Source organism: Neorhizobium petrolearium, assembly GCF_017873175.1.
Lineage (GTDB): Bacteria > Pseudomonadota > Alphaproteobacteria > Rhizobiales > Rhizobiaceae > Neorhizobium > Neorhizobium petrolearium.
Genome location: NZ_JAGGJW010000001.1, coordinates 665,709 through 679,708, shown reverse-complemented (window position 1 = coordinate 679,708; position 14,000 = coordinate 665,709). Strand labels below are relative to the sequence as shown.

The window sequence follows — 14,000 nt, the reverse complement described above, 5'->3', positions numbered from 1 at the left end:
GCCTTTTCGGAGAACCGGAGCGCCGTTTTCCGCTCTTTCACCGCACATTTTCATGGTCTATATCAGCGGCGCGAATAAAAATCGATTGGGGATTGAAGGTCGTGGACTACATTTCTACCCGGGGCGAAGCCGCGTCCCTCCGTTTCAGGGATGCCATGCTGGCCGGGCTCGCACGCGACGGCGGCCTTTACGTGCCACGCGAATGGCCGGTGCTGACGAAGAAGGAGATCCGCGCGCTGCGCGGCAAGAGCTACCAGGAAATCGCCTTCGAGGTCCTCAAACATTTCGTCGACGGCGAGATTCCGGCCGACAGGCTCAAGGCGATGATCGACGAGGCCTATGCCACGTTCCGGCATCCGGCCGTCGTGCCGCTCGTCCAGACCGGTCCCAACGATTTCGTGCTTGAACTCTTCCACGGCACCACCCTCGCCTTCAAGGACGTGGCGATGCAATTGCTGGCGCGGCTGATGGACTACGTTCTCGCCGAGCGCGGCGAGCGCGCCACCATCGTCGGCGCCACCTCCGGCGATACGGGGGGAGCCGCAATCGACGCCTTCGCCGGCCGCGAACGCACCGACATCTTCATCCTCTTCCCGCATGGCAAGGTCTCGCCCGTGCAGCAGCGGCAGATGACCACGTCGAAAGCGGCCAACGTGCATGCGCTGGCGATCAAGGGCAATTTCGACGACTGCCAGACCCTCGTCAAAGAGATGTTCAACGACGCGGCCTTCCGTGACCGCCTGAAGCTTTCCGGTGTCAATTCGATCAACTGGGCCCGCATCATGGCGCAGGTGGTCTACTACTTCACCGCCGCTGTTTCGCTCGGCGGACCGGACCGCAAGATCTCCTTCACGGTGCCGACCGGCAATTTCGGCGACATCTTCGCCGGCTATGTCGCAAAGAAGATGGGCCTGCCGATCGACCGGCTGGTGATCGCCACCAATGACAACGACATCCTCGCCCGCACGCTGAAGAGCGGCCGCTACGAGATGAAGGGTGTCAAGGCGACCACCTCGCCCTCGATGGACATCCAGATTTCCTCGAATTTCGAACGGCTGCTGTTTGAATCCTACGGCCGCGACGCTGCCGCGGTGCGGTCGTCCATGGCAGGCCTGAAACAGTCCGGGGCCTTCGAAATCAAGCCTGAAGCGCTCAAGGCCATCAAGCGCGAATTCCGCGCCGGACGGGCGACGGAACGCCAGGTGGCCGCGATAATCCGAGAGACTCTTGCCGAAACAGGCTACCTCATCGACCCCCATACGGCGACCGGTGTTTTCGTTGCGAAGAAGAACGCTCGGAGCTCAAGTCCGATGGTGACGCTTGCCACCGCGCATCCGGCCAAATTCCCGGCTGCGGTAAAATCCGCTTGCGGAATTGATCCGCCGCTTCCATCATGGCTTGCTGATCTTATGGAAAGGGAGGAGCGCTTCGATATCTTGGAGCCTGAGCTTAAGGCCGTCGAAACCTTCATCGGCCAGCATGCCCGCGCTTGAAGTCCTCGGTAGCGCCGGAAAGACGTAAAGATGAATGTAGAAATCACCCGGCTTTCCTCCGGGTTGACAGTCGTCACCGAGACCATGCCTCATCTGGAGAGCGTTGCGCTGGGTGTCTGGATCAAGTCCGGCTCGCGTAACGAGACCGAGGATGAGCACGGGATCGCCCATCTTCTCGAGCACATGGCCTTCAAGGGCACGGCGCGTCGCAGTGCCCGCGACATCGCCGAGGAAATCGAGAATGTCGGCGGCGAGCTCAACGCCGCCACCTCCACAGAAACCACCTCCTATTACGCCCGCGTATTGAAGGATCATGTGCCTCTCGCGGTCGATATCCTCGCCGACATCCTGACGGAATCGGCATTCGACGAGGAAGAGCTGCGCCGCGAAAAACACGTCATCCTGCAGGAGATCGGCGCGGCCAATGATACGCCGGACGACATCATCTTCGACCGCTTCTCGGAAGCCGCCTATCGCGGCCAGACGATCGGCAGGCCGATCCTGGGTACACCGGAAACGGTGAAAGACTTCACGCCCGCGCAGATCCGCAACTATCTTTCGCGCAACTATACGACCGACCGGATGTTCGTGGTGGCCGCCGGCGCCGTCGATCACGGAGCCTTCTGCAAGCAGGTGGAAGAACGCTTCGCGACGCTGCCCCGGACGCCAAGCGCCACTCCCGTCCTGGAAACCGCGCGCTATATCGGCGGCGACGTGCGCGAAGACCGCGACCTGATGGACGCGCAGCTCCTGATCGGCTTCGAGGGCAAGGCCTATCACATGCGCGACTTCTACTGTTCGCAGATCCTCGCGAACATCCTGGGTGGCGGCATGTCGTCACGCCTCTTCCAGGAAGTGCGCGAACATCGCGGCCTCTGCTATTCGGTCTATGCCTTCCACTGGGGCTTTTCCGATACCGGCATCTTCGGCATCCATGCCGCCACCGGCGGCGACGACCTGCCGAACCTCGTACCGGTCGTGATCGACGAGCTGCGCAAGGCAGCCGAAACGATCGACCAGCAGGAAATCGACCGCGCCCGCGCGCAGATCCGCGCCCAGCTCCTGATGGGTCAGGAAAGCCCGGCGGCGCGCGCCGGCCAGATCGCCCGGCAGATGATGCTTTACGGGCGACCGATCCCCAACCCCGAAATGATGGAAAGACTTGCCGGCATCACCACCGAACGGCTCACCGATCTTGCCGGACGGCTGTTTTTCGATACAGTTCCGACATTGTCCGCCGTTGGCCCGATCGAGCAACTCGCGCCGTTGGCCGACATCACCACGGCGCTTTCCTCGCCGGGGTTCCAGACGAAGAAGGCTGCCGGCTGATTCCGGCTGGAGCATGGCATGGCAAAGTCGGTGTTTCGGTTCTTGTCGCGACAGCCGGACACACCAGAGCTTTATGGCGAAAACCACCTGCTCCGGCTTCCGCGCCACTCCGACTACAGGCAGTGGTACAAGCTGCGTTCGGAAAGCCGCGCCTTCCTGCAACCCTGGGAGCCGGTCTGGCGGCCGGACGAACTGACCGAGGCTTCGTTCCGCGCCCGAGTCATCAGAAGCGGGCAGGAATATGCGTCGGGCCTCGCCATACCGCTCCTCCTCTTCCGCCGGGAGGATGACGTGCTGCTCGGCGGCCTCACCATCGGTTATATCCGCAGGGGTGCGGCCCAAAGCTGCATGATCGGATACTGGATGGGTGAAAAACATGCGGGACAGGGCCATATGTTGGCCGCATTGAAGGTGGCTATCCCCTATATCTACGGCGGGCTTCAGTTGCACCGAATTGAGGCAGCCTGTATTCCGGAGAATTGGAAAAGTGTCCGGCTTCTCGAAAAAGCCGGCTTCGAGCGGGAAGGTCTTTTGCGGAAATATCTCAAAATCAACGGCGAATGGCGCGACCACCTGATGTTTTCCCGGTTGCCGGAAGATGGTGAATTCGGGAAGATGCTGAAACCATGAGTGCCCGTCTCTCGCGCGTTCGCCCGTTGATCCGCTGGCTTCCGGGGCTCTTCGCCTTCCTTGCCACCGTCTTGGTGCTCGCCGCAGCGCCCATGGCCCAGGCGGCGGAGCCGGTCAAAATCTCGCGTGACGACACGGCGCTCGACCTCACCAAGACAACCGATATCTACACCAACCAGGGCGAGGCCTTTCAGGTTTCCACTGCCGCTGGCGCCGACGGCATCCGGCGCCGCATCGAGGTGCGGGCAAGCTCTCCCCGCCACCAGGGCGACTGGGCGGTCTTCGCGCTTTCCAACGTATCGGAAGAACAGCTCGAACGGGTGATCGTCGCGCCGCATTTCCGCCTGGTGAACTCCAAGATGTTCTGGCCGGATCTCGGTTCGCAGCGCATCATCTCCATCACACCGTCGGAAGGGTTTGCGCTGGACCGGGTGCCTAGCCCGGATGCGGACGTCTTCCGCATCACGCTCAATCCCGGTTCCACCATCACATTCGTCGCGGAACTTGCCACACCTTCGCTGCCTCAGATCTATCTTTGGCAACCGGATGCGTACAAAGACACCGTCAACTCGTTCACGCTCTATCGCGGCATCGTGCTCGGCATTGCCGGCCTGCTCGCCGTCTTTCTGACCATCCTCTTCGTGGTGAAGGGCACCTCCATGCTGCCGGCGGCGGCCGCGCTTGCCTGGGCGGTCCTCGCCTATATCTGCGTCGACTTCGGCTTTCTCGACAAGCTCATCACCATCACCGCGAGCGACCAGCGAATCTGGCGCGCAGGTGCCGAAGTGGCGCTCGCCTCCTCGCTTGTCATCTTCCTGTTCACCTATCTGAACCTCAACCGCTGGCACGTGCATCTGGGCTATGCGACGCTCGCCTGGATCGTCGGGCTCGTGCTGCTCGGCGGCGTGGCGATCTATGACCCGTCCGTCGCAGCCGGCATCGCCCGCCTTTCCTTCGCACTGACCGGCACGGTCGGCATCCTGCTCATCATCTATCTCGGCTTCAACCGCTACGACCGAGCCATCCTGCTCGTACCCACCTGGGCGCTGATCCTCGTCTGGCTGTTCGGCAGCTGGATGACGGTGACCGGGAGACTCGACAACGATATTGTCCAGCCGGCGCTCGGCGGAGGCCTCGTGCTGATCGTTCTCCTGATCGGCTTCACGGTGATGCAGCACGCCTTTGCCGGCGGCGCTTATCAGCAAGGCCTGTTCTCCGATCTCGAACGGCAGTCGCTGGCGCTGACGGGGAGCGGCGATACCGTCTGGGACTGGGACGTGGCACGCGACCGCGTCGTCACCACGCCGGACATTTCCGCCCGCCTCGGGCTGGATCCCGGCGCCATGCATGGGCCGGTGCGCAACTGGGTGCCGCGGCTGCACCCGGACGACCGCGACCGCTTCCGCGCCACGCTCGACGTGCTTCTCGAACACCGTCGCGGCCGGCTGAACCATGAATTCCGCATCCGCGCCGAGGACGGTCATTTCCACTGGCTGCATATCCGTGCCCGGCCGGTGCTCGGCTTGAACGGTGAGATCATTCGCTGCGTCGGCACGATCGTCGATACCACCGAGCAGAGGAACTCCGTCGAACGCCTGTTGCAGGACGCCCTGCACGACAATCTTACCGGCCTGCCGAACCGTCAGGTTTTCCTCGATCGCCTCCAATCCGTGCTGACGCTTGCGCCCGGCGGCGATACCGTGCGGCCGACAGTCATGGCAATCGATATCGACCGCTACAAGCAGGTCAACGATTCGCTTGGAATCGCAGCAGGCGACAATATCCTGATCGCGTTGACGAGGCGGCTCCGACGCCTCCTCAAACCGCAGGATACGCTGGCGCGGCTTGCCGGCGACCAGTTCGGCCTCATTCTCGTATCCGAGCGGGACCCGGCCAAGGTGGCGGACTTCGCCGATGCCGTCTCCAAGGCGATCATGGTGCCGATCAACTTCGCCAATCGCGAAATCATCCTGACCGCCTCGATTGGGCTTGCCTCCTGGGTCGACCAGCAGGAAAGCGCTGCCGGCATGCTCGCCGATGCCGAGCTTGCCATGTACCGGGCGAAACGGGGCGGCGGCAACCGCGTCGAGCCCTTCCGCCCCGCGTTCCGCACCTCCGGCACCGATAAACTGCAGATCGAGACGGATCTCCGCCGCGCTATCGAACGCAAGGAGTTGTCGCTCGCCTACCAGCCGATCATCCGGTTGACGGACGGTGAAGTCGCCGGTTTCGAAGCGTTGATGCGCTGGGATCATCCGAAGCGCGGCAGCATACCGCCCTCGGAGTTCATCCCGATCGCAGAGATGTCGGATCTCATCGAACCGCTCGGCCTGTTCGCCATGGACCGCGCCGCCTCCGACCTGATGAACTGGCAGCACCAGACGGGCGACCTGCCGATCTTCGTCTCGGTCAACCTGTCGAGCGCACAGCTCCTGAACGCCGAACTCTACAACGACGTGAGGACCCTGCTCCAGAAGACGCAGATCAATCCGGGCCAGATCAAGCTGGAACTCACCGAATCGCTGATGATGGAAAATCCGGAGCAGGCGCGCCTCGTGCTTGCCAAGCTCAAGGAGACGGGCCTCAGCCTGGCGCTCGACGATTTCGGCACCGGCTATTCCTCGCTTGCCTATCTCACGCAATTCCCCTTCGATACGATCAAGCTCGACAAGGCTCTGGTCAGGGATGCCACGGAAAAGCGGGCGATCCTGCTACGATCGGTGATCGCCATGGCCCGGGCACTCGACATGACAGTGGTGGCGGAAGGTATAGAGACTGACGAGGATGCAGCGGAACTCGCCAAAATGGGCTGCCATTTCGGCCAGAGCTATCTTTTCGGCCCACCCGCCCCGGCAGACGCCGTTCTCAAGCTGCTGAAGGAACGATTCCCACTGACGAAACGGGCGTGATCCTCACGCCGCCCTTCCCGCGCTCGGCCGTTCGCGGGCAAAGGGGCTCAATCCCAGCCACCGCTGCATGGAGGCCCCCATTTCGGGATCGCCGTCGAGTTCCAGCCGACCGGCATTCATTTCGGAGCGCACAGTCGCCACCCCCATCCAGATTGCCGTCATCGTGCGGAGCTGGCAGGTCACATAAAGATCGACGTCAAAGCCCGGATCAGTCGAACAGATATCGACATCGCCCTCCTCGACGACGAGCCAATAGCGTTGTCGTGCCGGCGGTTGCTCGGGATAGTGGAAGAGAACAGTACATCGCCGCGCAGGCAACGGCATCGGATCGAGATTGCGGCGCATGTCCCACATCAGGAGTGACGGATCGAGCTTTTGCAGGGCGTGCTGGGTTTCAACCCACTGGTGTCCCCAGAAGCCAAGGGTCATGACGACGTCGCGGAGGTCTTCTCCGGCCGGCGTCAGGTGGTATTCGATGGCGCCGTCCGATGCTTTGCGGGTCTCGATGATCCCGGCCTGTGTCAGCTCCTTCAGGCGCTTCGAGAGCAAGGTCGGCGACATGCGCGGCACACCGCGCCTCAAATCGTTGAACCGGCGGCTGCCGCACAAGAGTTCCCGGAGAATCAACGGTGTCCAGCGCGTACAAACGACCTCGGCAGCCATCGCAACCGGGCAGAACTGACCGTAACTTGCGGTCATTTCCATCATGGATAACCTCCGCGCCAATATCGGAAGTAGAATATTCCTCTTCTTCATAAGCACCAAGTCCATTTTCTGTACCATTGATTGTGCTGGGTGATTCCCCACTCGATCCTCATGCCGAAAAGGCCACCGGCCGAACGGGAGTACACTTCCTGTACTTGCGGCTATCCGATCGGACGCGAACAATCCGCCTATTCTCAACAGGAGGAGGATAGGAACGTGGTTACAACAACCGGACTTTCACCCTTGCACACCGTTCATGCGGAACTCGCGGGCATTGCCCGGTCGCTCGGGCCGGCATTTGCCGAACGTGCCGAAACAGCCGACGACAACGACGCTTTCGTTGCCGAAAACTATCGCGACCTGCGTGAAGCCGGCCTGGTCGAGGCCGGAGTTCCAACGGATCTCGGCGGCGGTGGCGCCGAGATCGCCGAACTTTGCGCCATGATCAAGGAACTTGCCCATCATTGCGGCTCGACCGCGCTGGCATTTTCCATGCACACGCATCAGGTGGCGATCCCCGCCTGGCGCTGGACTTACCAGAAGGCGGCGCCCGTAGTGCCGCTCCTGAAGCGCGTCGCTGCGGAACGGATCATTCTTCTGTCCAGCGGGGGCTCCGACTGGATCGAGGGATCGGGCAAAGCCGAGAAGGTCGAAGGCGGTTACCGGATCACCGCGCGCAAGATCTTCACGTCCGGCTCACCCGTGGGCGATATCCTGATGACGGGCGCCGTTCTCGATGAACCGGATGGGCCCAAAGTCATCCATTTCGGCCTGCCGATGAAATCGCCTCATGTCAGAATCCTCGATACCTGGAAAGCGATGGGCATGCGCGGCACGGGCTCGAACGATGTGATGATCGAAGGCCATCTGGTTCCGGAAGATGCCGTCGCGCTGAAACGCAACCAGGGTGAATGGCATATGCTCTTCCACATCATCTCGATGATTGCCTTCCCGCTGATCTATTCCGCCTATCTGGGCGTGGCGGAAAGCGCCCGCGATATCGCCCTCCAAATGGCGAGGAAACGAGAGCCGGATGCCCATATTGTCGCGCTGGCGGGAAGGATGGACACCGAACTCAGGGCAGCGCAATACGCCCATGCCGGCATGATCGCAGCGGCGGAGCGTGGCGAGCCTTCTCCGGCAACCACAAACGAGATGATGATCGGCAGATCACTCGTGGCGCGTCATGCAATTGCGGCCACCGAACTTGCCATGGAAACGGCAGGGGGTGCCGCCTTCTACCGGGACAAGGGTCTCGAACGCCGCTTCCGCGATATCCAGGGGGCACGCTATCATCCGATGCGAATCGGCGCGCAACAGGAGTTTGCCGGCCGCACGGCGCTTGGCCTGGATACGCTCAAGACCTATTGAAGCGCGTCGCGATCTTTCAGTTTCGCTTGCTACGCTTCAGGTTCCTGCTCTGACGCATGTCGTCATCGCAAAACCGCTGCATACTTTTGCGCGACATGCGTTGGAGCCTGGGAGCCTCTTGACAGGGATGCCAATTTACCCCCTAATTTTAAGGGGTTCTGAATACTTCCCTGACCTGCCCCGCCTTTCGATCCACCGGAGGGCGGGTTTAATTTTTGGGTGCGGCAGAGAGTTTGTTCATCCCTGATGCTCATGAATGAGCCGATGCACGAATTCCAGCTTGTTGACGACCGCCGACGTCAGGATGAACGGATAGAGATCCGGAACTCCCATCGAGCGGTGCACGCTGTTCAGTGCCATGCTGAAAGGAACCCAGGCCGAGACAAGCTGTTCAGCGCTCTGCGCGTTATAGGGATCGAAGGCGATTTCGGCCGCCAAGGCCTCATGCTGCCTCGTCGTGATCGACATGCCATAGGCGCGTGCCGTTTCCAGCGCATCGACGATGTGGAGGTAATGCGCGAAGGTTTCGGCGAAGTCTTCCCAGGGATGGGTGCTTGCATAGGTACTGATGAAGAATTCCTGCCAGTCCGGCGGAGGGCCCCACTCGTAATTCTGCTTCAGCGCCTCGGCATAGTCCCGCCTCTCGTCACCAAACACGGCGCGAAACGCCTCCAGTCTGCCGCCGTCGCGCACCAGCTTGTCCCACATGTAATGCCCGATCTCGTGGCGGAAGTGGCCGAGCATGGTGCGATAGGGCTCGTTCATCAGGACCCGCATCCGCTCGCGGGTAACATCATCGGCTTCCGCGGCACGGATGGCGATCAATCCGTCCTCATGGCCGGTTATCGCGGGTACCAACGTGCCGTCCTGCTGCACCTCGTCCACCAGGAAATCGAAGACAAGGCCGCCTTCCGGATCCTCCTCGCGATTGGTGCGCGGCAGGTTCCAGCGCAGAAGCGAATAGAAGAGATGCCGCTGCGCCTGGCTGATGCGGCGCCACTGGCCGAGGCCGACTTCCGTCGAGGCATCCGGCACAAGACGGTTATGCCGGCAGGCGGGGCAGAAAGGGTGCGGATCATCCGCAAGCACGGTCCAGTTGCAGATGTCCATCGCGGCATTGGCGCAGAGCCGCACCTTGCGGGCGGGTTCGGCGACAAGCTGCCATGTGCCCTCCTCCGCATCTTCCACGAGCGCGTGCATGGCGAGCATTTCCGGCACGAAGGCCAGCCGATGGCCGCAATTCACACAGGAACGGTTGTCGAAATGAATGGGCTGTCCGCAATAATCGCATTCGTAGAGGCGCATGGACGATCAACTCAGGCGTGACCTGCCTCGCTGGATAGCATCTCCGGGCTGACGCCAAGCAGCGCCAGCGCCCGTTCATATTTGCTCTCCAGCGCGCGGTCGAAGATCAGTTCGTCGTTCGCGGGGCAATTCAGCCACCCGTTGCTGGAAATCTCCAATTCAAGCTGGCCCGGACCCCAGCCCGCATAGCCGAGCAGCATGGTTGCACGCGCCGGCCCGCGCCCGTTGCAAATGGCCCGGATGATATCGAGCGTGGCGGTCAGCGAAATGTCGTCACTGACCGGTATCGAGGACTCACTGACGAAATCGTCCGAATGCAGCACAAAGCCGCGGCCGGTTTCCACCGGTCCACCTGCGAGGATGGGAAAATCTCGTGTATCGCCGGGCAGCATGATCGCTTCTTGCTGATCCATAAGCTTCAGGTGCAGGAGAACGTCCGTGAAGGAGATGGGTTGCGCGCGATTGATGATAAAGCCCATGGCGCCCGCGGTGGAATGGGCGCAGATATAAACGACCGCACGCGCGAAATTGCTATCCTTCATGCCGGGCATGGCAATCAGGAACTGGCCGTCGAGGAAACCCCGTTCGCACTTGTCCCTCAAGGTCGAGAAAGCCATCATGTCTCCAGCCTGCCTTCCGGCTCGATTTCCGGGCTTGAAGGGTTTTGAATCCACTATCTGATCAAGATGGGGCAGTCGGCCCCATCAATCAACCGAAAATGATCGGCTTTTCCCGGTTCATGACTAGTCCGGATGAGCCAGATCGGTTAAATCTCTGACCGATGACAACAAAATCGGCCCGTAGCTCTTCGATCCGCACCTTCGTCGCGCTTGCCGCATGCCTTGTGGCGGGCATAACGGTCAGTTTTGCCAACACAAGCCGTGCCGAGATCACGCCCTGGGCTACAAACGAGGGCGGCCGCATGCGGATCGTCGCGCTGCCTCCGGAGCCTGACGGAACGGTGCGAGGCGCGTTGCAGATCGAACCGAAGCCCGGCTGGATCACCTACTGGAAGGAACCCGGCGACGCCGGCATTCCGCCGCAGGTCGTTTTCTCCAAGGCAAGCGGTGTGACGCTAAGGCATGTTTCCTATCCCGTTCCGAAGCGGATCGACAACGGCAAACTGCGCGATATCGGTTACGACCGGCCGGTAACCCTGCCTTTCGAGTTGAAAGTGGAGGGTCCCCGCAAGTCGCTGAACATCGGCGCGTCTGCCTTCGTGGGCCTCTGCCGCAATATCTGCATTCCCTTCCAGGCGGAGTTTTCCATGGCGCTCGGCTCTACGAAAGGGACCCCGGCCGAGGAAGCGATGATCCTCAACACAGCTGCTTCCAGGCTGCCCGAAGGACCTTCTGATGATTTCGCCGTCACGCATTATGCGATGACCCAAGGCCGCAACATCTTGAGTCTGAAGTTGAAGCTGCCGGAACAGACATCCGAGCCGCCACAGGTGATCGTCACGGGGCCAGAGGGCCATGTGCTCTTCGACGGCATCAACGGCCGCCAGGATGGCGACAGCTATGCACTCGACATGCCGGTCGGCAAACTGCCCAAGAACTACGATATCAATGGCAAACGCTGGGGTATCCTGGTGATTGCCGGCAACCGCGCCATGGAAACCTCGCTGGCCTTCGAGTAAGTGGCCTCACAGCAGGCTTTCTGCTCCACCTCTCCTTGTCATATATCAAGTCCGGACTATAGTGCGCCGCAACTGGCGGGCCGGAGGTATGAGCCTGCCCAACCGAGGAGAGTTCACATGACCATTGCCGTCGGCAGCAGACTGCCCTCCGCCACATTCAAGGAAAAGACCGCGGACGGTCCCGTGGAAATCACCACGGAACAGCTTTTTGCCGGCAAGAGGGTCGTCCTCTTTGCCGTTCCCGGCGCGTTCACGCCCACCTGCACGCTGAACCACCTGCCGGGCTATCTCGAAAACCGGGATGCGATCCTGGCGAAGGGTGTCGACGACATTGCCGTCCTTTCCGTCAACGACTGGCACGTCATGGGCGCCTGGGCCCAACAGACGGGCGGACTCGGCAAGATCCACTTCCTCGCCGATTGGGATGGCGCGTTCACCAAGGCGCTCGGGCTTGACCTCGACCTTTCCGCCGGAGGCCTGGGGGTTCGCTCGAAGCGCTATTCGATGCTCATCGAGGATGGCGTGGTGAAGTCGCTCAATATCGAGGAAAGCCCCGGCCAGGCGACCGTTTCCGGCGCCGCCGCAATGCTGGAACAGCTTTAAGCGATACCCGCAATCTGCTTCAGGGGCGCTTCGGCGCCCTTTTTGCTCCGGTGTCAGCCGGCAGGCCAGACCGCGGGCCAGCGTCCGCAGCCTTACAGAGCCATATCGAAGACCATCAGCCCCGAAAGCCCGCCATCGGCGGAGGCGATAATACGATCGCCAACAGCGACATGGTCTGGATGGACCAGATAGGCGTCGCGCGCCTCCGGGCTCTCGAAAGTCACGATGAAACCATCGAGAAAGCCGCCGTTCAGGCCTTCTGGCGAAACGTTCGGACCGTATTTGAAATCGAGAATGCCGGGGGTGACGTTTTTCAGCGCGGCGACCGCGTCATAGATCGCCTGCTTGTCGGCATGCTGGAGAGCCGCCTTGAACCGAACGAAGACGCAATGCAGGATCATGAGGCTCTCCCGGTTTTGGTTTGCGGCAGAATAGTGGCTGGCACGGCAAGCGCAACCACGCGTCAGGCGATTTCCAGAAGAAGCGCACGGTGGTCCGAGACTTCCGGTTCGGCGACAACCTCGAATTTCCTGATCCTCACCTGGGGCGTCACCAGGAGATAATCCGCATAGCGGCCCTCCTTCGGATACCAGGAGGTGCGCGTATCGGTGAAACCACGCGTGGTAACGAGATCGGTAAGGCCAAGTCTTCCGAGAATCGCGAAGGTCTCGCTGTCCGGCAGGAGATTGAAATCACCGCAGACGACCAGTGCATCCCCCGGCTGCCGGACCTTTTCGATAAGACCTGCCAAAGCGTGAGCCTGCGCCAGCCGCGCCGGCGTATCACCCTTGCCGGCGAGATCGCGCAGGCCGTGCATCTGCACGATCGTCACCGCCGAGCCCGTATTGCCGCGAAAGATTCGGATACCGTGGGCATTGCGGGGACGCGGATGTTCGCCGAAACCGGAGACAGGAAAGTCTCCGTGGATGAAGCCCTGCACCTGGCCGATCACCGGCAGGCCTTGCCGGACGAAGGTTGCAAGTCCCCATTCGGATGCCACTTCGCGATCACCGTCATAGAGCGGGCCGCGTGCGGCGGGAGCGAAAAAAGCATGATGGTCACTTAGAACCGCAGTTACATCCTCCAGCAAGCTGGCGCGCTGCGGCAACTTGAAGTCACCCTCGCGGAAGGTCAGCCAGTCGCCGCCAGAACCCGCGACATGGGTGACTTCCTGAAGACAGAGCACATCCGGATCGGCCGCCTCGAGGTATTGCATCAGCGGCTCGTGGACGCGACCACCCCAGGCGTTCAGGCAGATGAGACGAAGGGCCATGGGTCAGCGCTCCGCCGAAACGATCAGGAACATCGGCCGGTCCATCTCTTCGGCGAGATCGGGATTGGCGGCGATCTGATCCGGCGAGGGATGCCATTCGACGACGCGGCGGATCGCAAAGCCGTTGTCGATCAGCGTATTCAGCGTCGTGCCGAGGGTGCGGTGATATTTGACGACACCCTTGGCGAGCCAGTCGGTCGTGCGTTTGCCCTCGACCGAATAGTCATCCACCGGCCAAAATCTCTTGCCAGTTCCATCCGTCTGCCAGTCCGGATTGGCCGAGGCCATGTAAATCGGGTGCTCGATCATGAAAATGAATTTTCCACCAGGCAAAAGGGCATCATGCACCTGCCGCACCAGGCGATCGAAATCCTCCAGATAGTGGAAGGCAAGCGCGCTATAGGCGAGATCGAAGGTTGCCTCCGGCAGTTCCACCTGTTCCAGATCGGCGATTTCGTAGGTGACGACCGGATGGGCATTCTCCGTCTGCGCTCGGGCGATCATGTTTTCGGAAAGGTCGAGACCAAGCACCGCTGCGGCGCCCTCTTCCGCCGCAAACCGTGCAAACCAGCCGAACCCGCAGCCAAGATCGATGACGCGCAGCCCCTTCATGGGCGGCAGCGAGGTGCGGATCACCGGCCATTCGGCAGCCCCGGCAAGACCATATACCGACCTGCCGAGTTGGCTGTAACCGGCGAAAAACTCCGATCTGTCATAGATGTTCTGGGCCATCGTTTCCTCCG

13 protein-coding genes are annotated in these 14,000 nt (G+C 61.3%); 7 read left to right on the top strand and 6 right to left on the bottom strand.

All coding sequences use genetic code 11. The features are described from left to right. Positions 1 to 92 precede the first annotated feature (92 nt). Genes thrC through J2046_RS03395 form a run of 4 tightly spaced genes read left to right on the top strand, consistent with a single transcriptional unit; the run spans position 93 to position 6,361 of the window. Positions 93 to 1,493 carry a threonine synthase gene (gene thrC / locus J2046_RS03410; RefSeq protein ID WP_210049504.1) on the top strand — a complete coding sequence of 467 codons (1,401 nt, stop codon included), beginning with the start codon at positions 93 to 95 and terminating at the stop codon, positions 1,491 to 1,493. Positions 1,494 to 1,523: 30 nt separating this feature from the next. Next, positions 1,524 to 2,822, top strand: coding sequence for a M16 family metallopeptidase (locus J2046_RS03405; RefSeq protein ID WP_210049502.1), 1,299 nt, complete (start codon positions 1,524 to 1,526; stop codon positions 2,820 to 2,822). An 18-nt stretch (positions 2,823 to 2,840) separates the two neighbouring features. Next, positions 2,841 to 3,452 carry a GNAT family N-acetyltransferase gene (locus tag J2046_RS03400; RefSeq protein WP_210049500.1) on the top strand — a complete coding sequence of 204 codons (612 nt, stop codon included), beginning with the start codon at positions 2,841 to 2,843 and terminating at the stop codon, positions 3,450 to 3,452. Next, positions 3,449 to 6,361: an EAL domain-containing protein gene (locus tag J2046_RS03395; protein ID WP_210049499.1), complete on the top strand. Its 2,913-nt coding sequence runs from the start codon at positions 3,449 to 3,451 to the stop codon at positions 6,359 to 6,361. The genes J2046_RS03400 and J2046_RS03395 overlap by 4 nt, the downstream gene beginning before the upstream one ends. A 3-nt stretch (positions 6,362 to 6,364) precedes the next feature. Here J2046_RS03395 and J2046_RS03390 read toward each other — a convergent pair whose 3' ends face one another. Beyond that, positions 6,365 to 7,066: a winged helix-turn-helix transcriptional regulator gene (locus tag J2046_RS03390; RefSeq protein ID WP_411828456.1), complete on the bottom strand. Its 702-nt coding sequence runs from the start codon at positions 7,064 to 7,066 to the stop codon at positions 6,365 to 6,367. Between the two features lie 216 nt (positions 7,067 to 7,282). On the opposite strand from J2046_RS03390, the gene J2046_RS03385 reads away from it, so the two are divergent. Next, entirely contained in the window at positions 7,283 to 8,437 is a 1,155-nt protein-coding gene (locus J2046_RS03385) for an acyl-CoA dehydrogenase family protein (protein ID WP_411828451.1), read from the top strand. A gap of 237 nt (positions 8,438 to 8,674) precedes the next feature. Here the strand turns inward: J2046_RS03385 and J2046_RS03380 are convergent, their stop codons facing one another. Together J2046_RS03380 and J2046_RS03375 are read right to left on the bottom strand one after the other, a co-directional pair. Further along, the gene (locus J2046_RS03380; protein WP_210049495.1) at positions 8,675 to 9,742 is read right to left on the bottom strand and encodes a zinc-binding metallopeptidase family protein; all 1,068 of its coding nucleotides are present in this window, start codon (positions 9,740 to 9,742) and stop codon (positions 8,675 to 8,677) included. Positions 9,743 to 9,753: 11 nt separating this feature from the next. Further along, positions 9,754 to 10,359, bottom strand: coding sequence for a YqgE/AlgH family protein (locus tag J2046_RS03375; protein WP_210049493.1), 606 nt, complete (start codon positions 10,357 to 10,359; stop codon positions 9,754 to 9,756). A 164-nt stretch (positions 10,360 to 10,523) separates the two neighbouring features. On the opposite strand from J2046_RS03375, the gene J2046_RS03370 reads away from it, so the two are divergent. Then, a complete protein-coding gene (locus J2046_RS03370; protein WP_210049491.1) occupies positions 10,524 to 11,381 on the top strand; it encodes a protein-disulfide reductase DsbD domain-containing protein in 858 nt (285 codons plus the stop codon). A 117-nt stretch (positions 11,382 to 11,498) separates the two neighbouring features. Next, a complete protein-coding gene (locus J2046_RS03365; protein ID WP_210049490.1) occupies positions 11,499 to 11,984 on the top strand; it encodes a peroxiredoxin in 486 nt (161 codons plus the stop codon). A 92-nt stretch (positions 11,985 to 12,076) separates the two neighbouring features. Here the strand turns inward: J2046_RS03365 and J2046_RS03360 are convergent, their stop codons facing one another. The 3 genes from J2046_RS03360 to J2046_RS03350 form a co-directional block, all read right to left on the bottom strand. Next, on the bottom strand, positions 12,077 to 12,385 hold the full coding sequence (locus tag J2046_RS03360; protein ID WP_037158073.1) for a Dabb family protein: 309 nt from the start codon (positions 12,383 to 12,385) through the stop codon (positions 12,077 to 12,079). A gap of 62 nt (positions 12,386 to 12,447) precedes the next feature. Continuing rightward, the gene (locus J2046_RS03355; protein WP_210049488.1) at positions 12,448 to 13,257 is read right to left on the bottom strand and encodes an endonuclease/exonuclease/phosphatase family protein; all 810 of its coding nucleotides are present in this window, start codon (positions 13,255 to 13,257) and stop codon (positions 12,448 to 12,450) included. A 3-nt stretch (positions 13,258 to 13,260) separates the two neighbouring features. Beyond that, the gene (locus J2046_RS03350; protein ID WP_210049486.1) at positions 13,261 to 13,989 is read right to left on the bottom strand and encodes a class I SAM-dependent methyltransferase; all 729 of its coding nucleotides are present in this window, start codon (positions 13,987 to 13,989) and stop codon (positions 13,261 to 13,263) included. Between the last annotated feature and the right edge of the window lie 11 nt (positions 13,990 to 14,000).